We start from the raw sequence: 19991 nt of genomic DNA, 5'->3' as shown, positions 1-19991 counted from the left end.
CGACTGCTGACCACTATTGGTCGCGGACGACCACGGTACTGGCGACGATGTCACCGAGGCGCTGTCGTTTGTCGGTGCGAGCCATCGAAACAAAGCCAACGAGGTAATAGAGGATGGCGTCGACGACGCGGAGCACGTTTCTCACCAGCGACGATGTGAGGTCACAGGCGTCGCCGTCGACTGTCACGACTTTGATTTGGAACAGGCGCTTCCCGAGGGTCCGTCCATCCCACAGCCCTTCGAGCAAGAAGGAGTACACGAAAGCCACGACGAGGAACAAGAGGTCACCGTATGACCGAGACCCACCAGCCGCGTCGCCGAGTGGAACGCTCAGTGCGAACATGAACACCAGCACGATGAGCGTGTCAGTTATTCGTGCTCCGATTCTGGCACCGACGACGGCTGTGTCGTCACGGTCGGGCGTCCGGTCGTAGCCGCTCATGTATCAGGCGGTGAACCGTGGCCCGAAGTAAACGGTTTCGTCTACTCTCTGGATTGACATTCTCGAATCGGCGGTCCGAAAAGAGCCACCTCGAACGGTCCGGTTAGACGAACTCGTCGAGGAAGTCGGCGATTTGGGAGTACGCTTCGATGCGGTTTTCGAGCTTCGAGAAGCCGTGTCCCTCGTCGTCGAAGATGAGTTCGCGGACGTGGGCGTGCTCGCGTGCCTCCTCGACGAGTTGGTGTGCTTCGCTCACGGGCACGCGCGGGTCGTTCTCGCCGTGAAGGACGAACAGCGGCGCACGAATCTTCTCGATGTTGTTTATCGGCGAGATGGATTCGAGGAACTCGCGGTCGTCTTCGAGAGAGCCGTATTCGGCCTCGCGGAGTTCACGCCGCCAGTCGCCCGTGTTTTCGAGGAACGTGACGAAGTTGGCGATGCCGACGATGTCGATGCCGGCGGCCCACAGGTCGGGGTACTCGGTCATCGACGCGAGGACCATAAAGCCGCCGTAGGAGCCGCCCATGGCGACGATTTTGTCGGGGTCGACCGCCGGATGGTCGTGGAGCCACTCGACCGCCGCCTCGATGTCGGCGACGGAATCCATTCGCTTTTCCACGTCGTCGAGGTGGCCGTAGGCCTTGCCGTAGCCCGCAGAGCCGCGGACGTTCGGTTCGAAGTAGGCGTACCCCCGCGAGAGGAAGTACTGCTTGACCGCCGAAAAGGAGGGCCGGCGCTGCGATTCCGGACCGCCGTGAATGTCGACGATGACCGGTGTCTCGCCTTCTGGCGACTCCTCGGGCAGGGTGAAGAACGCCGGGATATCGCGGCCGTCGAAGGTCGGGTAGTGGACGAGTTCCGGCGGCACGAACGTATCTCTCGGGATGCCCGCCGTAGCTGCGCGCGTCCAGCGTTCCGCCTCGCCGGTCTTGAGGTCCACGACGTAGACGTTTGCCGTGTCCGCGCTCGCGGTGACGGTGACGGCAGCGCGGTCGCCGTCCGGCGAGAACGAGATTCCGCCAGCGACTCCCTTCGGGAGGTCCGGTTCGGGGTACACGTCGATTTCGTCCGGGGCGGTGAGTTCGCCGAACGTGAGTTCGGTGTAGCCTTCGACGTTGCGGGCGTAGACGATGCGCCGCGAGTCTTCGTCGATGCCGACGCCTTCGATTTCGTAGTCGCCGCCGGATTCGACGAGCGAGAACTCGCCCGAGTCGAGACTGTAGCGGACGAGTTCGAGCGTGTCGCTGGCGCGGTCCGACACCATGTAGACGTTCTCGCCGTCCGGCCCCCACGTGGCGCTCTGGAACCGAACGGTCCCCTGATGGGGCGTGATATGCGTCAGTTCGCCCGTCGCGAGGTCGAGGACGGAGACGTCTTGGTCGAAGTTCGAGTACGCTTCGGCGACGATGAGTTTCGAATCGTCGGGGGACCAGCCACCGAGCGTGAGCCACCCGTCACCTTCGTGAACGAGTCGAGCGTCGGCTTCCGTCGCGTCGCGGTCCTGTACGTACACGTCGAAGACCGAGTTGTCCCGACGGTTCGACGTGAAGGCGAACTGCTCGCCGTCGTGGCTCCACCCGCCCCAGCGGTGTTTGGCGTCGGGACTCTGTGTCAGGTCGTCGATGACGCCCGTATCGGGTTCGAGGCGGAACAACTGCTGGCGCTCGTTTCCGCCCTTGTCCATCCCGAAGATGACCTCGTGGTTCTCCGGCGACCACGACGCGAACGTGACGCGCTCCTCGTAGAAGGTGCGCTGTTCGGGCCACGCACCCGGTTCGTCGACAGTCCACACCTGCGGGACGCCCGTCGTGTCCATGAGAAACGAGAGGCGCTCGCCGTCGGGCGCGAAGGAGGCACCGTACGCGCTCCTGATGTTGAGATACCGCTCGATGTCGTAGGTTCGCATACCACCAGTGTTGGCGCGGTGGCGAGAAATCGGTTTGGGTGTCAGAAGTCCGAGAGTCTCGTGTCCTCGCGGTCGGTCCAGCCGCGCATCTTCGCGTACGCCTCGGGGTTCGTCGGCACGCCCTCGGTGTTCAAGAGTCGCTCGGGAAACAGTTCGAACGCGATGCCGATGAGTTGGTATTCGAGTTCTTCGAGGTACGGCCGAGTGTCTGGATACGGTCCTTCGGTGCCGACTTCCCACGGTTCGACCCAGAAGTAGACCGGCTCACGAAGGCGAAGCGGGTCGGTCGATTCGAACAACTCCGAGACCCACCGGTCGTACTTGCCCGGCCCGTCGTCGGTGAACACCGCCGCAGAGAGGTCGCCGAAGTGGTAGTATCGGCCGTATCCCCAACGTGCGAGTTTTCCGTCGTTCGTCTCGACGCTCTTGAGGTTGCTGTTGAGGGCGGTTCCCGACGCGCCGAACTTCCCGCACTTGCCGAGATATCGCGGAACGACCACGTCGCCGTCGAGGGTGTACATCATGTATACGAGACCCTCGTAGCGACCGGTCTGTCGCTCGTGGTCGGCGACGACACTGCCACCGGCTTCGCGGAGGACACGCTCCATGCGGTGGCCTCGTTCGAGTACAGGACGGTTCGACCGGCCGTACTCGATAGCCTGGACTGTTCTGTCGTCGGTTGTCTCGAAAAGTGGTATCGGGTCGGCGGTGTCGACGAAGCGGTCGACCCACCGTTCCCAGAGCGTTCGCTTCGTGTGCGTCACGGCGTGGGTGCCGTGATTAAATCATCCCTTCTTCCTTGAGTCCCGCGATAACGTCGTCGACGAGACTCTCGGCGTCTTCGTACGGGAAGTCCTGGTGCTTGCCGAGCTTTGCGGCGAGTTCCATCGCCGTAATCGTCGTGTCGCCGGCTTCGAACTTCGTGCCGGGGCCGTTCGGGAGCGCGGGAACGAGCGACATCTGGTTGTTCACGGGGAAGCTGGCGTTTTCGAACGCGTCCATGAACTGCTCGCGGAGCTGGGATTCGACATCTGACATACACGCTACGTCCGCAGTGAACTCCAAAAGGGTTCCGGAACAACCAACAACTCGTTTGGTGTTTGTTAGGACGTGACGAACGTTCGGTCGAGACTGATGGACTTATCTACAGTGGCAAATCATGCACAACCATGAACTTCGATTTCGACAAACTGAAAGAACTCACCGAGACCAGCGGCGTCCCCGGGTACGAAGACCGCATTCGCACCATCGTACGCGCAGCCCTCGAAGAGACGACAGACCGCGTTCGCGTCGATGCGATGGGGAACGTCGTCGGGACCATCGAGGGGTCGAGCGACTACGAAGTCGCCGTCGCCGCCCACATGGACGAAATCGGCTTCATGGTCCGCCACATCAACGACGACGGCTTCCTCCAACTCGACGCGCTCGGCGGCTGGGACCCCCGCGTGTTGAAGGCCCAGCGCGTCACCGTCCACACCGACGACGAGGACCTCACGGGCGTCATCGGCTCTGTTCCCCCGCACACGCTCACTGAAGAGCAGAAGAAGAAAGAACCGAAGGTCGAAGACGAGTACGTCGACCTCGGGCTTCCGAGCGAGACGGTCGAAGAGAAGGTGTCCGTCGGCGACCTCGTGACGATGCAGCAGACGACCGTCCGGATGGGAGACCACGTCACGGGCAAGGCCATCGACGACCGCGTCTGTCTGTTCGCGATGCTCGAAGCCGCAAAGCGCATCGAGAACCCCGACGTCACCATCCACTTCGCGGCGACCGTCCAGGAAGAAGTCGGCCTCCGCGGCGCGCAGGCACTCGGCGTCGACCTCGACCCCGACCTCGCGCTCGGTCTCGACACCACCGTCGCGAACGACGTCCCCGGCTTCGACCCCGCAGACCACGTCACGAAACTCGGCGAGGGCGCGGGCATCAAGCTCAAAGACTCCAGCGCCATCGCGAACCCGAAAGTCCACCGCCGACTCCGCGCGGTCGCCGAAGAGAACGACATCCCATTCCAGATGGAACTACTTCCCGCGGGCGGCACGGACACCGGCGGCTTCCAGAACACCTACGGCGCGAAGCCCGTCGGTGCCATCTCGATGCCGACGCGCTACCTCCACACAGTCACAGAGAGCGTCCACAAAGACGACGTCGAAGCCTACATCGACCTCCTGACCGCCTTCCTCGACAGCGAGACGGGCGAGTTCGACTACACGCTCTGAACTGCGTCCGGGCACACGCTGTACAGCCTCGACGGACACTGCACAGCCTCGACACTTATTGCGGCGGTTTTTTCTTCCGGCGGGAGCTGCTGCCCTGTAAATTGAGGTCCGCCCCGTGGGTGGTGACGGACGAGAACCAAAGTATTCACTACAGGCCCACACCAAGCGCCGGACATGACCGACGGCAACGTGGATATGTCTCGGCGGGCGTTCCTCGGGGCGGCCGCTGGTGGCGCGGCGGTTGCCGCCACCTCGGGTACGGCCGCGGCGCAGACGGAAGAACCCGACTTCGGCGGTTGGCTCGACGGTATCGACGGGGGTTACGAAGACCTCCGCGGCCAAAGCGAAGTCACCATCGAGGTTGGTGCTGAGGGGAACGGCGGCGCACTCGCGTTCGCTCCCGCTGGCATCTGGGTCGACCCCGGAACGACAGTGACGTGGGAATGGACCGGCGAGGGCGGCGGCCACAACGTCAAGATGGAAGAAGGCCCCGCGAGCCTCGACTCCGGCGCGGCAGTCGCCGAAGCCGGAACGACCTACGAGTACACCTTCGAAGAGGGTGACGCTGGCATCTCGAAGTACTTCTGTGAACCGCACAAGGCACTCGGCATGAAGGGCGCAGTCGCCGTCGGCGGCGACGTCGCGACCGTCGAAGTCGGTGGCGGTGGCGGGGGTGCGAACCTCCCGAGCGTCCCGGACAGTGCGAAGGCACTCGGCGTCGCCACCTCGTTCGCGATGGTTGCGACGCTCGGCCTCGCGTACTTCTTCATGAAGTACGGCGGCGACTACGAGATAGACGAGTAATCTCGCCGTCTCTCTTCAATTATCACCGACCGCGAGCGGCGGTGCTGTCCGACTCTCTCGCTGCTTCGGTTCACTGGAAAGCGAGCGCCGCCAGAAACGAGCGCCGTCAGAAGAAGCCGTAGTCGTCGATTTCCGTTTGATACACGTCTTCGAACTGGTCGACGACGGTACGGAAGTCGTAGTGGGAGAAGTCATCGTCTACAGTCTCGTGGTCGAACCTGCGGGCGGCGACGATTTCGTCGGCGAGTTCTTGCGGGTTCGTGACGAGCGAGCCGCGTTCGCGGCCTTCGACGAGTTCGTGTGCCGACGACCGCGCCTGATACTCGACGATGCAGACGCACCCGCAGGCGAGCGCCCACAGGAGGTTCGTCGCAAACGGTTCGACCGTCGCCGTCTGCGCGAAGACGTGTGCGCCCTTCATAATCGGGACTGCCTTCTCGGCTGGGAGTTCGCCGAGGAACTCCACGCGGTCGTCGATGCGCAGGTCGCGGGCCGTCTGCTCGGCCGTCCCCCGCTCGGGACCGTCACCGATGACGACCGCATTCCAGTCTTTGTCCCGGAGTTCGGCGAGTGCGAGCAGGAAGCTCTCGACGTTCGCGTGTTCGTCGAGGTCGCGGGCGTAGACCACGTCTGCGACCTCCTTGACGGGTGCATCGCGGACGAGACCCATGTTGAGCGGTTCTGGAACGAGGCGCGTCGCGTCGGCCGACGCGCCCAGTTCGCGGACCTGCGTGCGAATCATCTCGGAGGGGACGACGACCGCGTCGGGGGACTTCGCGGCCCGCCGATACGCCCGGTTTCCGCCCCGGTCGTCGCGGTTCCACCAGTCGGCGACGACCGGCGTTCGGAGGAATCGTGCCGCGGTCTTGACCGCCGAGACGTGCGACGGCGGGTAGCTCGCCACCTGAATCACGTCGGGCGCGACATCGCGGAGAACGAAGGGGACTTTCGAGGCGAACGCACCCACCGACGGCGACTCGGTCACGCGGCGGTAGGTCACGTTCTGGTGCTCGAACTCCGGCACCTCGCCGTCCCACCACTGCGAACAGAGGACGACCACCTCGTGCCCCCGGTCGGAGAGCAGTTCGGCAGTCCGTCGCGTCCGTCTCGTCGCCCCCGTCTCTTCGTGGTGCGTCGTGTACATCGAGACGAGCGCGACTCTCATATTCGCCGCCACTACGCGATGCAATAAAAATCCACAGCTTTCGGTTCTGGACGGGGCGTCGCTATCGAGTCAAGCGACCGTCGCTGCCGAGTCAGGCGACCGCCGGAACCCGTTCAGACGACGACCGGAACGACGAGCGCGGCCGCCCGCGAGACGACGTACTCCCAGCCGTAGACGTGGTTGAGAAGCAGGTACGTGACGACACCGAGTGCGAGCGAGAGCAGCCACGCTCCCGCGGCGATGCGGCCGACTCTCCGGTGTGGCGTCTCGGTCCTGAGTTCGCGTTCGGAGTGGGTCAAACCGAGGACGAGCGCGTGGAGGACCACCGGCACCGAGACGATAGAGAGGATGATGTGAATCGCCAGCATCGCCAGATACGGGTAGTACGCGAACGCCGGGCCGACGAACTCCTTGGTGCCGCCGCCGCCGATTTTCGTGAGGTACATCACGAGGAACACGAGTATGAGCGTGAACGACGTTATCATCGCCAGCTTGTGCTTTCGGACCTCGTTGCGGCGAATCCAGCGCCACCCCATCGCGATGACGAAGACGTTCAGCGTGTTCACCACGGCGATAGCGTCCGAGAGGCGGTTTACCTGTTCGAGCGACAACTCTGGGAAGACAGTGCCGGGGACCCACCCGAGGAAGGTGCCGACGACGACCGTGTAGCCGACGACCGAGAGGACGGCGGTCACGGCCGCGGCGTGTTCCTTCAGCGGGTTATCGGCGCTCGCAGTTGCCATGGCCGGGGGTTAGGAAGGAGCCGTCTTGCCTCTTCGGGTTCAGGACGGCGTTTGAGAGTGGTACCAACGAGGCTCGATTCAATCCAGCGGCTGTGCGAAGTCGACTTGCTTCGGTCGGAACCCCGTGTCACGATAGAATCGGCGTGCACCCTCGTTTTGCCATTCACAGGAGACCTTGAGGTGGTCGCACCCTCGGTCGTGGGCGATGTCTTTCACTCGTTCGACGATTTCCGTGCCGTGACCCCGGTTCCGGTACTCGTCATCGATAGCGAGGTTCACGATGCGAAGGTACTGTGAGTACTGGCGGGACGGGTGGGAGTCCTCACGGAGCGTGACGAACCCGATAGTCTCGCCCTCGTGGACGACGAGGTAGTCGGTGACTGCCTCGTCGTCGAGATGAGCGCGGAAGCCACTGTCGGCGGTTTCGGTGACATCCGCGACGAGAGCGTTCAGTTCGTCGTATGATTCCATCGCTTTCGAGAGCGAATACCAGCGCTCGACGAGCGCGTCGAGGTCCGATGCGGTGGCTTCGACGAGTTCCATACTGTGCACCCTCGGCGCTCGCCCTTTAGACTTCACCCCGGTTCCGAAAACACCACGTCGTGTGACTCAAACGCGCTGTACCACGAGCGAGGCCGGAGGCCGAGTCTCGTGGCTTTTTCCCTCCACCGTGAGACGCGCCGCGTCTCACGAGCCTTCGCTCGCTGACGCTCACGAAGACAGGTTTTTGCGCCGAGTGGTCGCTCCGCGACCCGAGGCGTAAAAAGGTGGGTTCTAGATAACGCCCGTAATCGTCGCCGCCTCGATAGCCGCATCCTCGCTGACGCCGTCGCCGAGGATAGTGTAGCGGTCGCGAATCTCGTGGGCGGTCGTGAGCGCGTCGATGACCGTCTCGTCGTCGATGCCGAGGTCGTCTGCCGTGGTCGGCGCGCCGACTGTCGAGAGCGCGTCGCGGATGTCCTGCCACTCGCCGCGGGGGCCGCTGTGGAAGTACTCCGTCAGAATCGAGCCGACACCGACCTGATGGCCGTGGAGGGCACGATTGGGGGCGATACGGTCGAGTTGGTGCGAAAAGAGGTGTTCTGCGCCCGACGCCGGGCGAGACGACCCGGCGATAGACATGGCGACGCCGGAGGAGACGAGCGCCTTCGTCACAATCCACGCGGACTCTTCGAGACCCGGTTTGATGGAGTCCGCGCTCTGGACGAGCATCTCGGCGGTCATCTGCGAGAGCGCACCCGCGTACTCGGAGTACTCGACGTTCTTGAGGCGGTGGGCGAGTTCCCAGTCTTTGACCGCCGTGTAGTTCGAGATGATGTCGGCGCAGCCGGCGGTCGTGAGTTCCCACGGCGACTCCGCGAGGAGTTCCGTGTCGGCGACGACTGCAAGCGGCGGGTCGGCAGCGACCGAGTGACGGGTGTCGCCCTCGGGAATCGACGAGCGCCCGGAGACGATGCCGTCGTGACTCGCAGCGGTCGGAACCGAGACGAAACCGCAGTTCAGTTCGTCGGAGGCCATCTTCGCCACGTCGATTGGCTTCCCGCCACCGAGGGCGATGAGGTAGCCCGCGTCGTGCTCGCGGCCGACCTCGACGACACGTTCGACCGACTCGAAACTCGCGCGGTCCAGAGAGACCGTGGCGACGTCGTCGAACTGCGCCCGCACGCGGTCGCCCGCGATGCGTTCGGGCGACGGACTCGTGACGAGAAGCGGGTCGCCCGAGAGGTACAGATCGGCGACCGCGTCGGCGAGGTCGTCGAGCACGCCGTGGCCCTGCAGGACGTTCCGCGGGAGCTTTATCCACGTCGATTTGTCGAACATAGCCGAGAGTCGGCCACGATGGTTCATAGTGTTTCTCGTCTCGGGAGGGTATCCAGCCGCGCCCATGTGTGTATTAGTCAGTGTACCAGACCGTAGTTTGATTTATCATGTTCCGGTGTGCACAGAAGATACCCATCGTCATATGGGTGAGCATACCATGGCAAGCAGACGACGATTCCTCAAGACGACAGCAGCAACGTTCGCAGGATTGACCGTCTTCGGTGCCACGTCCGGAGCGGCGGCATCGACGCCGTACATTTCGACTCGGGACCACTTCGACGACGACGCGAATCTCACGTCCGGCCACACGGCACGGGGGTACGACACCTCCGGTGACGTTCCCGTCGTCGACTCCGGGAGCGCATCCGAGGTTTTCGTGTTCGCTCACGGGTGGGACAAAAACAGCGACAACCCGGAACAGGACGCCCTCGAAAAGATAGCGAAGGCCGACACGAAACTCACCGAAGCCGGATACGACTGTGAAGTCGTCGGGTACACGTGGGACAGCGACAAAGGCGACGGCTGGGAGTTCGGCTGGTTCGAAGCCCAAGAAATCGCCCAAAAGAACGGTCGGAAACTCGCACAGTTCGCACTCGACGTGAAGCGTGCCTCGCCCGGGACGACAGTTCGGTTCACCAGCCACTCACTCGGCGCACAGGTCATCTTCAGTGCGCTTCGGACGCTCGACAGTCGCAGCGCGTGGACCGACTCGGGGTACACAATCGAGACGATGCACCCCTTCGGAGCCGCCACCGACAACGAGGTGCCCGGAAAAGAGGAAGGCCGCGACACGTACGAGGCCATCCAAGAGAGCGCCGGACACGTCTACAACTACTACAACGCGGCCGACGACGTCCTCCAGTGGGTCTACAACACCATCGAGTTCGACCAGGCACTCGGGGAGACCGGCCTCGAAGGTGGCGACACGTCGGCGGCGAACTACACTGACCGCGACGTCGAGAGTCAAGTCGGCGACGACCACGGTAACTACCTCGACACTATCGCTGACGACATCGTCCGCGACATCTGAACTGACGGAGAAGCACCAGCCTGCTCTTCTTTTTCGAAGCGAAAGACGCTCTTTCGAAGCGAAGCGTCGTCCTCAGAGGACGAGTGCCTGCATCGCGTCCCAGAGGAAGAAGACGCCGAAACCGCCGAGGACGACGGCGCTGAGAGCCGCAACTGCGGGGGCGAACGAATCGACACGCTGTTCGGCCGCGACGAGTGCTGCGGGGAAGCCAGTCGCCCAGATGGCGATTCCACCGAAGAAGCCGACGATGAGCGCTGGCGTCCCCGTCTCGACGATGAGGAGGTTCGTGAGCGACGCGCCGACGTAGGGCATGTGTGAGAGCACGTCGACAGTGCCGGTTTCGAGCAAGCCGACGCCGATAGTAAGCCAGAAGAGAATCTGATACGGGTTCGTCAGCGCGAGCACGAACGCTTTCGTGAAACCGGCGCTGTCGGCGTCGTGGTCGGCAGCCTCACGGAAGGTCGTGCTCGTCTCCTGTGCAGCACCGTAGGCGAAGTAGAGCATGAGAACACCGCCAGCACCGACCATCACGCCGCGAACGGTCGGAAACTGCTCGACGAAGGCAACGAGACCGAGCGCAGCGAGCACGAAAAACAGCGCGTCGGCGCTCATCGCACCGAGTCCGGCACGCGCCCCGGCAGCCCAGCCGCGGACGACGCTCTCCTCGGCGATGACTGCGTTCATCGGGCCGGGAGGCGCCGCGAGGGCGAGGCCGAACACTAACCCGGCACCGAGTGATGGGAGCGTTGACATCGACTATTCTTGGGCGCGAAACCGTGAAAAATGACGCGAAAGCGATGGAACCGGCGCGTCCGAGCGTCAGACGAGCGAGAGAATCGCGTCAGAGACGGTTCCGACGAGCGTCTCCCACACCGAGAAATCAGTGACGATGGCAAGTACCGTATCGGCGGCGAAGAAGGCGAACAGCCCTGCGGCACCGAGGTAGGCCTTGCGCTCGTCGAAGCGGTCCGAAAACCGGTGGAAGAAGTACGCGTTGGCGATGCTCACGGGGATAATTGCGAGCATCTCACCGGCCCAGATTGCCGGGTGTGCACCGTACTGCACGGCGAGTCCGATAGTCACCAACTGTGTCTTGTCGCCGAATTCACCGGCCGCCATCATCGCAAAGATGGGGAAGAACCCGCCGAACCGGGTGCTCGTGAGTTCGTGGCCGAAGACGGTCGGCGTGAAATCGTCGTCCGCGAAACCGCCGTCAGTCGCCGGGGCAGAGTCAGAACCGGACGGTGCGGCCCGAATCAACAACACTGCGAAGAGCCCGAACAGTATCGCCGTAATCGAATCGAGAACGACCGGTGGGAGGGCGTTCTTAAGCGCCTGTCCGAGCACGATTTCGAGCGCGGTCCAGAGAGCGAACGCCGACCCCGCCGCCGCGACGACGACTTTGGGGTCGAATCGCGTCGAGAGTCCGGCGATGATAAACTGGACTTTCTCACCGGGGAGCACAGCCAACTGAGCGACGAGCGCGACGACGAGAATCTCTCCCCACGAGGTCACGCCATGGACACCTCTTCGTCCTCGCCCTGACAGTCGCCGTCAGGTTCTCGGACGCGAATGGTGCGAGCGACGGATTCGGGAAGGCTCTGTTCGGATTCGGTTTCGACCACGCGCACCGTGACCATCCCGAAGGGTGCGATGTCGGTCACGTCGATAGTCGTCCCCGGAGTGATGCCCGCCTCGGAGAGGTACTCCAGTTCTTCGGGGTTGCGGTCGCTGACTCGGCAGACGACGACCGTGTCGCCGACCCCGTGGTCGGAGAGCATCGAAAGACCCGACGAGTCGGGAGGAGTGAGGTCGGCGCTCGGAATCGGGTCGCCGTGGGGGTCCACTTTCGGGTTCCCGAGGGCGGCCGCGACGCGCCGTTCGAACTCTTCGCTGATGTGGTGTTCGAGCGCGTCCGCTTCCTCGTGAACCTCGCTCCACGAGTAATCGAGGTGTTCCGTGAGATACGCTTCCAACAGGCGGTGGTGTCGAAGCACTTCGAGCGCGACGGTCTCTCCTTCGTCGGTCAACTCGACCCCCTTGTACTTCTCGCGTTCGACCAGTCCTCGCTCTTCGAGTTTCCCGACCATGCTCGTCACCGTCGGGGGCGTCTTCCCGAGGTACTCCGCGATATCTGACGTGGATACCGGCGGACCGTGTTCCATCTGAAGCGAGTAAATTGCCTTCAGATAATCCTCCATCACGTCGCTCAACATACCCCGGATTAGACGCGTCTAAAACAAATACCTGATGGAGGAGTTTGACGGGAGAGAACCCGGTTTGAAAGCCCGATTCGGGGGATTTCCGTCGTAGTCGTTAGATTCCCTGCCCCATCAGGTGGCTCCGAAGGATGTCGGCGTTCTTCGACCCCGACTCGGTGTTGACGACGACCACGGTGTCTTCGTCGTCGAACTCGTCTGCGAGGTCCCAAACGGCCGCGAGCGCGACACCACCTGCCGAGCCGACTTCGACACCCGCTTTTTGCGCTGCGGTGACTGCCGATTCGAGGGCGTCGTCGTCGCCGACAGACGCCGCGAGACCGTCTGTCTCCTCGATAGCGCGAAGTGCGAGCGCCCCGCCTTCGGGGTCGGGGATCTCCAGTTCGCCGACGATGGTGTCTGGGTGGTTCCACGCCTCGGTGTCGTCGTTTCCGGCCTCCCACGCGGTGGCGATGGGTGCACAGCCAGCAGACTGCGCCGCCACCAGTCGGGGCACGTTCTCGACGAGGCCGAGTTCGGCGAGGTCGCGGAAGCCCTTGAAGACGCCGTAGACGAGTTCACCCGTCGCAGCGGGGACGACGACCCAGTCGGGGACCGACCACTCGAGTCGCTCGGCGATTTCGTAGGCGATGGTCTTCGCCCCGTCGTGTCGGTACGGGTTGTCGAACTCCTGAAGCGTGTACCAGTCGCTCTTGAGTTGCTCGTGGAGCGCCGAGAGCGCGTCCGGGTAGCGCCCGCCGACGACCTTCATCTGGCCGCCGTGGACGTTCACCATCGCCTTGTTCGGGAACGGCGTCCGCGAGGGGACGAACCCATAGGAGCGGACATCGACGAGGCCTGCGTAGGAGGCCGCCGACTGGGCACCGTTGCCGGGAGAGGCGTGCGCGACAACCTCGGCCTCGGCGTTACGGGCGGCCGTCGCCGCAAGAGAGAACCCACGGTCGAGGTACGTCCCCGTGGGGTTTCGCCCTTCGTCCTTGATGAGCAGCGTTCCCACCTCGGCCTCGTCGCCGAGAGCGGACGCTTCGACCAGTGGGGTCGCCCCCTCGTTCGCGGTTACGGGGTCGGAGAAGGGAAGCAGTTCGCGGTAGCGCCACATCGAGTCGAACGCTCGACCGGCGAGCGTGTCGGCGTCCCAATCGACCGCATCGAGGTCGTACATCGGGTCCAGTGGCGCACCGGCCTCGCTGCGACCGGTCACGTCGGCATCGTATTCGGTGCCGGTCTCCGTACACTCCAGCCCAGAGAACGTGTCGGACGGTTGCATAGGCGGCCCTTACGGGGGGAGGGACTAAGCCCTTCTCGTCGGCCGACGGCGGACACCCGCAGGGGCTTTGTGTCGCCCGTCCGAGAGACCGGGTATGGACGATAGCCACATCGTGGTTGTTGGCGCGGGACTCGCGGGACTCGTCGCCGCACGCCACCTCGCCGCCGACGGGGCAGACGTCACCGTCGTCGAACGTCGTGACGAAGTCGGTGGTCGCGTTCGAACCCGGACCAAGGACGGCTTCACGCTCGACCGCGGGTTTCAGGTCCTCCTGACCGACTACCCCTCGGTTCGACGTGAACTCGACCTCGACGCCCTCGACCTGCGGCGGTTCACGCCGGGTGCGACGCTCTGTCGGCCGAGTCGGCGCTCGGTGCTCTCAGACCCGCTTCGGGACATCGAAAGCGTGGTCGACTCGCTTCGGAACCCGGAAATCACGACGAGCGACAAGCTTCGGACGCTCGCTCTCAGACAGGACGTGAGCACCCGCGACGAAGCCGAGATATTCGACGGTCCCGACCGGAGCATCCGGGCACACCTCCGCGACTGGGGCTTCTCCGAGGATTACATCGAGCACTTCGTCGCACCCTTCTACGGTGGCATCACGCTCGACCGGTCGCTCTCCACGTCGAAGCGCGTCTTCGAGTACACCTTCAAGATGCTCTCGACCGGGTCGACCGCCGTTCCGGCCGCTGGAATGCAGGCTATCCCCGAGCAACTCGCCGACAGCGCCCGCGACGAGGGGGCAACCATCCGCCTCGGCGAGCGCGTCGAATCGCTTCAGAGCGACGCCGGCGGCGCGGTCGTGACGACCGGGCGAGAGTCAATCGAAGCCGACGCGCTCGTCGTCGCGACCGACCCGAAAGAGGCCCGGCGACTCACGGGCGTCGAGTCGATTCCGACCGACGCGCGCGGCTGTGTCACCCAGTACTACACGCTCCCGACCGACAGCGGTCTCGACGCCGGAAAACGCATCATGCTCAACGTCGCCGACCCCGACCCCAACACCATCGTTCCACTCTCGACGGTCGCCCCCGAGTACGCACCCGGCGGGACGGAACTCCTGAACGCGACGTTCTTGGGGCCAGCAGTGCAGGACGAGTCGGAAGACGCGCTGTTCGAGAAGACCCGCCGGACGCTCGAAGCGTGGTATCCCGAGCGCTACTTCGACGACCTCGAACTGCTCCACACCGACTACGTCTCCTTCGCGCAGTTCTCCCAACCGCCGGGCGTCCACGACTCGCTTCCCGACGCTCGTGACCCGAACGGCCGAACCTACCTCGCGGGCGACTACACCACGTGGTCGTCGATTCACGGCGCGATGCGAAGCGGTCGCGAGGCGGCCGACGCGATTCGTCGAGACCTCCCGAACTAAGGTCGTCTTCGACCGGGGTCAAAGCATCCGGCGCAGTTTCTGCAGCGGCGGGAACGTGAGCGTCTCGCCCGCGTCCTCGTCGCGGACGAGTGGCCGAAACACGCCCGCACCCTCGACCAGTGGCGATTGAAAATCGCTGGCCCGCATCTGATTGACTTCGACGCCGCCAGCCAACCGGGTGAACGACGGAAGTATCAGCACGTCCGCGCCGCGGTACGCGTCGGGACCGTAGAGCACACAGGGTCGCGTCCGACCGTCGATAGTGATTGTCGGGTGGTCGTGTCCGATGACGTGGAGGTGCGACGAACCATTGGGATGGCGATGGCCGTGCGAAACCAGTGTGTCGTCCGAGAGTCTGTACTCGTCGTGGATGTCGCCCGGCCACGCGTCGGCGAGGACGGTGTCGTGGTTCCCCGCGACGAATACGGGGCGCGACCCGGCGTCGCGACACGTCTCGACGAGTGATTCGACCGTCTCGGAAACGCGGGACGAGACGTGGTCGAACCGGTGGACAACGTCGCCGGCGAAGACGACTTCCGCCGGTTCGAACTCCTCACACAGCGCGTCGAGTCGCTGGCTGAGGTCCGCACGCTCACCCAGCGGGAACGACACGTCTGAGGCCTCGGCGCGGCCGACGTGGAGGTCGGCGACGACGACAGTATCGGCTTCCGGGAGGTAGACAGCGCGGTCACGCACGGCGACACTGAGCACACGCGGGAGAAGGGGTGGCGCGAACAAAGCGTCTCCGCCACGCCGAGCGGGCACTCCGACGCTGACGCCGCTGGAGCGCGGGCCTTTTTTATGAAACCGGTCCTTCTACCGGATAATGAGCGGTGCCCTCGAGGACAAGCGTACAGCGACGAGACTCCGCATCCTCGCCGAGATTGCCGAGCGCCAACCGGCCGTGAGCCAAGGCGAGATTGCCGAGGCCGTCGGCGTGACGAGTCAGGCCGTTTCGGAGTACATCCGCGGCCTCGTCGAAGACGAACTGGTCGAAAAAGAGGGTCGCTCGCGCTACCGCGTCACCAAGGAAGGCGTCGATTGGCTCTTTCGTGAGGTCCGCGCCCTCCAGCGATTCGCCGACCACGTCACCGACGACGTACTGGAGAGCGTGAACGAAGACGCCGCCATCGCCACCGACGACGTGTCGTCGGGTGAGACGGTGACGCTCTCGCTCCGAGACGGCCTTCTCCACGCCGAACCGGGGGAGGACGGCCCGGCAGTCGGCGTCGCGACCACCGATGCCGAGGCAGGCGGAGACGTGAGCGTCACTGGTTTCGAGGGCGTCATCGAGATGGAACCCGGTGCCGTGAGCGTCCTGCAAATCCATCCGGCCCGACTCGGCGGCAGTTCAGAAACCGACCTCGACGCGTTCGCAGAGCGGTGTGCAGAGGCAGATATCGTCGTCGCGAGCGGCGTCGAGGCCGTGGTCGCCTGCCGGAAAGAAGACGTCGAGGTCGCCACGTGGTTCGCACCGGGAGAAGTCGCAGCGGACGCCGCCGCTCGCGGCCTCGACGCTGTGGTCGTCGCCAGCACCGACACCTCCGGGCGCGTGACGGACGCGCTCCGAGACGCGGGCGTGGTGTTCGAAGTCACGGAACCGTAGCGAGGACGCACTCGGCGGGGAGCGACAGCGTCGTCTTCGGCACAGAAATCCAGCTTAGTCCTCGGCGTGGTCACGCGCCATCGTGTACGCTTCACGAAGCTGTCGGAAGCTCTCTCTGTCGCCGCCGTGGTCCGGGTGCACGTCTTTTACCTGTTTCCGATACGCGTCGCGGACCGTTCCCGACGACGCGTTCGGCGAGACGCCGAGTCTGTCGAACGCGGCCGAGACGGGGTCGTCGAGGTCGGCTAGTTCCGGTTCGATAGTGGGCACGTCGAACGGGAGTCGTCGCCCGAGTTGGTGGCCCGGCATCTCGTGTTCGCACAGCACGGTGTAGACACCGGCGCGTTCGAGTCGGAAAAACGCCTGTGCGTCGAACGTGATGGCGACGCCACGCTCGGGGAGGAAAAACGCGACCTCCTCGTCGTTGATGCGCTGGTCCTCGACGAATCGCTCGTCGATGGCCGTGAGATAGTCGCGGATTTCGTACCGGCGGCGACCCACACCGTCGACGCGAGTCGCGGACGAGACCCGCGGCTCCGGAAAGAGGCGATTGCCGACGACGAAGATTCCGGCGACCACGACCGAGGCCACCGCGCCCACGACGAGGCCGACGACGAGCCACGACGGGAGCAGAAAGACCCACTCCGGAAGCACGCTAGCAATATGGTGACGAGCAACCAAGAACCCCTCGCTACCCATCCCGTCTTGTCGCGGCTGTCGCGTTGCCCGCTCCCGAATTACGCCTCCAAATCCACTCCCGAATTACGCCTCCAAATCCACTCCCGAATTACGCCTCCAAACCCGCACCCGAACTACGGCCCTAGGCTCGGTCTCGAATTCGCTCTTCGCGTCTCCCAACGGGTCCTCGATTTTGGATACTGCTGGTCGAACCCGAAGATACATTGGGTTTCCAGACTAACGTTCGGGAAGTCTCCTGCAATCCCCGCGTCGTCGCCCGGTATGAGGGCTGAAGCCCTTGAATTTCGGTTCCTGCAACAATTTCATACTCGCCCGCGAGTTATTTTTTATTCACAGATGTGACGTTCGCAAACTTCTTTATCCGTGTGTGGGACCATACGGATACCACATGGCTGTAGTCTGGCTGGACGACGTACGGGCCGACGACCTCGACTTGGTCGGCGGCAAAGGCGCGTCACTGGGCGAACTTACGAGCGCGGGGCTTCCGGTCCCGCCGGGGTTCGTCGTGACGGCGGGCACGTACCGTTCCTTCATCGAGGACTCCGGAATCGACGACGAACTCTTCTCCGCGGTTGACGTCGACCACGAAGACTCTGCGGCGCTGAAAGCGGCTCACGAGGCAGCACACGAACTCATCATGGAGACGCCGATGCCCGAGAGCGTCCGTGAGGAGATTCTCGACGCGTACGGCAGTCTCGGCGAAGGGGACGCGTTCGTCGCGGTTCGCTCCTCTGCGACGGCGGAAGACCTCCCCGACGCCTCCTTCGCGGGACAGCAAGAGACGTTCCTCAACGTCACCGAGGAAGCCCTCCTCGAACGCGTCAAGGAGTGCTGGGCCTCGCTGTTCTCCGAGCGCGCAATCTACTACCGCAACCGGAAGGGCTTCCCCCACGATAAGGTCGATATCGCGGTCGTCGTCCAGCAGATGGTCGACTCCGAGAAGTCCGGCGTGATGTTCACTCGCCACCCCTCGACGGGTGACGAGCAGATTATCGTCGAAGCCGCCTGGGGCCTCGGCGAAGCCGTCGTCTCCGGTACCGTCTCGCCCGACAACTACGTCGTGAGCCGCGAGACCGGCGACGTGGAGACGGCCACCATCGCCGACAAGAAGATGATGTGCATCCGCGACGAGGAGACCGGCGAGACGGTCGACCGCGAGGTGCCGAACGAGAAGCGCCACGCCCGCGTGCTCTCGGACGAGGAACTCGACAGACTCGTCGAACTCGGCGAGTTGGTCGAAGACCACTACGACGCCCCACAGGACGTCGAGTGGGCCGTCTACGACGGCGAAGTCTACATGCTCCAGTCGCGCCCGATTACGACCATCTCGGGCGACGGTGACGGCGGTGCTGCCGAGACTGCGAGCAGTTCCTCGTCCGGAGATGGCGACGTCATGCTTCGCGGTCTCGGCGCAAGCCCTGGTATCGCCTCGGGACGCGCCCGAATCGTCACGAAACTCGACCACCTCGACCAGGTCGGCGAAGGCGACATCATCGTCACCGAGATGACGATGCCCGACATGGTGCCCGCGATGAAACGCGCCGCCGGCATCGTCACCGACGAGGGCGGAATGACCTCCCACGCCGCCATCGTCTCGCGCGAACTCGGCGTTCCGGCCGTCGTCGGCTCCGGCGAGGCCACGAAGACCATCTCCGACGGCGAGGTCATCACCATCGACGGCGACAAAGGGACCATCCGCGAGGGCGAAGAACCCGAAGAGAAGCAGCGCCAACCCGTCGAAGAAGCGCGTCCGAAGACGCCAGTCAAGCCGATGACCGCGACGGAAGTCAAGGTCAACGTGTCGATTCCGGAAGCCGCGGAACGCGCTGCGGCGACCGGCGCAGACGGCGTCGGCCTCCTCCGTATCGAGCACATGGTGCTGACGCTCGGCAAGACGCCCGAGCGCTACATCGAGCAGAACGGCGAGCGCGCCTACGTCGACGAGATTATCTCCGGCGTTCGCGAGGTCGCAGAGGAATTCTACCCGCGACCCGTCCGCGTCCGCACGCTCGACGCGCCGACAGACGAGTTCCGCCAACTCGAAGGCGGCGAGAACGAACCGCGCGAGCACAACCCGATGCTCGGCTACCGCGGTATCCGTCGCGGCCTCGACAATCCGAACATCTTCCGCCTCGAACTCGACGCCTTCCGGCGACTGTTCGACATGGGGTACGACAACGTCGAAATCATGTTCCCCCTCGTCAACGACGCCGAGGACGTACTCCGCGCGAAAGAGCACATGATAGAAGCGGGTATCGACCCCGACAAGCGCGAGTGGGGCGTCATGATAGAAACCCCCGCCGCGGCGCTCGGCATCCGTGAACTCGCCGACGCGGGCATCGACTTCGCCTCCTTCGGGACGAACGACCTGACCCAGTACACGCTCGCGGTGGACCGCAACAACGAGCACGTCGCCGGTCTCTACGACGAACTCCACCCGGCCGTGCTCAAACTCATCGGCGACACCATCGAGACGTGCCGCGAAGAGGGTGTCAAGACGAGTATCTGCGGCCAGGCCGGCTCGAAGTCGAAGATGGTCCAGTTCCTCGTCGACGAGGGTGTCAGTTCCATCTCGGCGAACATCGACGCCGTCCGCGACGTCCAACACGAGGTCAAGCGCGTCGAACAGCGCCTCATCCTCGACTCGGTTCGCTAAGCCGCGGCGCGCGGTTTTTCGGTATCGAACTTCGAACACTCG

20 protein-coding genes are annotated in these 19991 nt (G+C 64.1%); 6 read left to right on the top strand and 14 right to left on the bottom strand.

Annotation, left to right across the window (positions count from 1 at the left end):
• Window positions 1-13: 13 nt before the first annotated feature.
• The 4 genes from KU306_RS08760 to KU306_RS08745 all read right to left on the bottom strand — a co-directional run bounded on the left by KU306_RS08760 (window position 14) and on the right by KU306_RS08745 (window position 3386).
• Window positions 14-442, bottom strand: coding sequence for an RDD family protein (locus tag KU306_RS08760; RefSeq protein WP_258301723.1), 429 nt, complete (start codon window positions 440-442; stop codon window positions 14-16).
• Window positions 443-545: 103 nt separating this feature from the next.
• Window positions 546-2348, bottom strand: coding sequence for a S9 family peptidase (locus KU306_RS08755; protein WP_258301722.1), 1803 nt, complete (start codon window positions 2346-2348; stop codon window positions 546-548).
• A gap of 41 nt (window positions 2349-2389) precedes the next feature.
• Window positions 2390-3112, bottom strand: a complete 723-nt coding sequence (locus tag KU306_RS08750; protein ID WP_258301721.1) for a hypothetical protein — start codon at window positions 3110-3112, stop codon at window positions 2390-2392.
• A gap of 16 nt (window positions 3113-3128) precedes the next feature.
• Complete coding sequence (locus KU306_RS08745) at window positions 3129-3386, bottom strand: MTH865 family protein (protein WP_007545282.1); 258 nt, start codon at window positions 3384-3386, stop codon at window positions 3129-3131.
• Between the two features lie 131 nt (window positions 3387-3517).
• Here KU306_RS08745 and KU306_RS08740 point away from each other — a divergent pair, with 131 nt between their 5' ends.
• Window positions 3518-4564 (top strand): M42 family metallopeptidase, encoded by a 1047-nt coding sequence (locus KU306_RS08740; RefSeq protein ID WP_007545281.1) that lies wholly within the window; start codon window positions 3518-3520, stop codon window positions 4562-4564.
• 174 nt (window positions 4565-4738) lie between these two features.
• Complete coding sequence (locus KU306_RS08735; protein ID WP_007545280.1) at window positions 4739-5368, top strand: halocyanin domain-containing protein; 630 nt, start codon at window positions 4739-4741, stop codon at window positions 5366-5368.
• 106 nt (window positions 5369-5474) lie between these two features.
• Here KU306_RS08735 and KU306_RS08730 read toward each other — a convergent pair whose 3' ends face one another.
• The 4 genes from KU306_RS08730 to KU306_RS08715 all read right to left on the bottom strand — a co-directional run bounded on the left by KU306_RS08730 (window position 5475) and on the right by KU306_RS08715 (window position 9097).
• A complete protein-coding gene (locus KU306_RS08730) occupies window positions 5475-6533 on the bottom strand; it encodes a glycosyltransferase family 4 protein (protein WP_258301720.1) in 1059 nt (352 codons plus the stop codon).
• A 113-nt stretch (window positions 6534-6646) separates the two neighbouring features.
• Window positions 6647-7276: a DUF420 domain-containing protein gene (locus KU306_RS08725; RefSeq protein WP_007545277.1), complete on the bottom strand. Its 630-nt coding sequence runs from the start codon at window positions 7274-7276 to the stop codon at window positions 6647-6649.
• 78 nt (window positions 7277-7354) lie between these two features.
• Complete coding sequence (locus tag KU306_RS08720) at window positions 7355-7819, bottom strand: GNAT family N-acetyltransferase (protein ID WP_258301719.1); 465 nt, start codon at window positions 7817-7819, stop codon at window positions 7355-7357.
• A 231-nt stretch (window positions 7820-8050) separates the two neighbouring features.
• Window positions 8051-9097 carry an NAD(P)-dependent glycerol-1-phosphate dehydrogenase gene (locus KU306_RS08715; protein ID WP_007545275.1) on the bottom strand — a complete coding sequence of 349 codons (1047 nt, stop codon included), beginning with the start codon at window positions 9095-9097 and terminating at the stop codon, window positions 8051-8053.
• Between the two features lie 157 nt (window positions 9098-9254).
• Here KU306_RS08715 and KU306_RS08710 point away from each other — a divergent pair, with 157 nt between their 5' ends.
• Window positions 9255-10127, top strand: a complete 873-nt coding sequence (locus tag KU306_RS08710) for a DUF726 domain-containing protein (protein WP_007545272.1) — start codon at window positions 9255-9257, stop codon at window positions 10125-10127.
• 72 nt (window positions 10128-10199) lie between these two features.
• Here the strand turns inward: KU306_RS08710 and KU306_RS08705 are convergent, their stop codons facing one another.
• The 4 genes from KU306_RS08705 to KU306_RS08690 all read right to left on the bottom strand — a co-directional run bounded on the left by KU306_RS08705 (window position 10200) and on the right by KU306_RS08690 (window position 13613).
• A complete protein-coding gene (locus KU306_RS08705) occupies window positions 10200-10847 on the bottom strand; it encodes a LysE family translocator (protein ID WP_049918897.1) in 648 nt (215 codons plus the stop codon).
• A gap of 99 nt (window positions 10848-10946) precedes the next feature.
• Window positions 10947-11642: a TMEM165/GDT1 family protein gene (locus KU306_RS08700; protein WP_007545268.1), complete on the bottom strand. Its 696-nt coding sequence runs from the start codon at window positions 11640-11642 to the stop codon at window positions 10947-10949.
• Window positions 11639-12343, bottom strand: a complete 705-nt coding sequence (locus tag KU306_RS08695) for a metal-dependent transcriptional regulator (RefSeq protein WP_007545266.1) — start codon at window positions 12341-12343, stop codon at window positions 11639-11641. The genes KU306_RS08700 and KU306_RS08695 overlap by 4 nt, the downstream gene beginning before the upstream one ends.
• A 100-nt stretch (window positions 12344-12443) precedes the next feature.
• Window positions 12444-13613 carry a threonine synthase gene (locus KU306_RS08690; RefSeq protein ID WP_258301718.1) on the bottom strand — a complete coding sequence of 390 codons (1170 nt, stop codon included), beginning with the start codon at window positions 13611-13613 and terminating at the stop codon, window positions 12444-12446.
• Between the two features lie 94 nt (window positions 13614-13707).
• Between KU306_RS08690 and KU306_RS08685 the strand changes: the two genes are divergently transcribed.
• Window positions 13708-14988, top strand: a complete 1281-nt coding sequence (locus tag KU306_RS08685) for an NAD(P)/FAD-dependent oxidoreductase (RefSeq protein ID WP_258301717.1) — start codon at window positions 13708-13710, stop codon at window positions 14986-14988.
• Window positions 14989-15006: 18 nt separating this feature from the next.
• Here the strand turns inward: KU306_RS08685 and KU306_RS08680 are convergent, their stop codons facing one another.
• A complete protein-coding gene (locus tag KU306_RS08680; RefSeq protein ID WP_258301716.1) occupies window positions 15007-15699 on the bottom strand; it encodes a metallophosphoesterase in 693 nt (230 codons plus the stop codon).
• A gap of 115 nt (window positions 15700-15814) precedes the next feature.
• Between KU306_RS08680 and KU306_RS08675 the strand changes: the two genes are divergently transcribed.
• Window positions 15815-16594, top strand: a complete 780-nt coding sequence (locus tag KU306_RS08675) for a DUF7839 domain-containing protein (RefSeq protein ID WP_007545256.1) — start codon at window positions 15815-15817, stop codon at window positions 16592-16594.
• Between the two features lie 54 nt (window positions 16595-16648).
• On the opposite strand, the gene KU306_RS08670 is transcribed toward KU306_RS08675, so the two are convergent.
• Window positions 16649-17248, bottom strand: coding sequence for a J domain-containing protein (locus KU306_RS08670; RefSeq protein ID WP_007545254.1), 600 nt, complete (start codon window positions 17246-17248; stop codon window positions 16649-16651).
• 433 nt (window positions 17249-17681) lie between these two features.
• Here KU306_RS08670 and ppsA point away from each other — a divergent pair, with 433 nt between their 5' ends.
• Window positions 17682-19949, top strand: a complete 2268-nt coding sequence (ppsA, locus tag KU306_RS08665; RefSeq protein ID WP_007545253.1) for a pyruvate, water dikinase — start codon at window positions 17682-17684, stop codon at window positions 19947-19949.
• The last annotated feature ends 42 nt before the right edge of the window (window positions 19950-19991 follow it).

This window comes from Haloferax larsenii, from assembly GCF_024730625.1.
GTDB lineage: Archaea > Halobacteriota > Halobacteria > Halobacteriales > Haloferacaceae > Haloferax > Haloferax larsenii.
The sequence above is the reverse complement of the archived record's forward strand: the minus strand, read 5'-3'. Positions and strand labels throughout refer to the sequence as shown.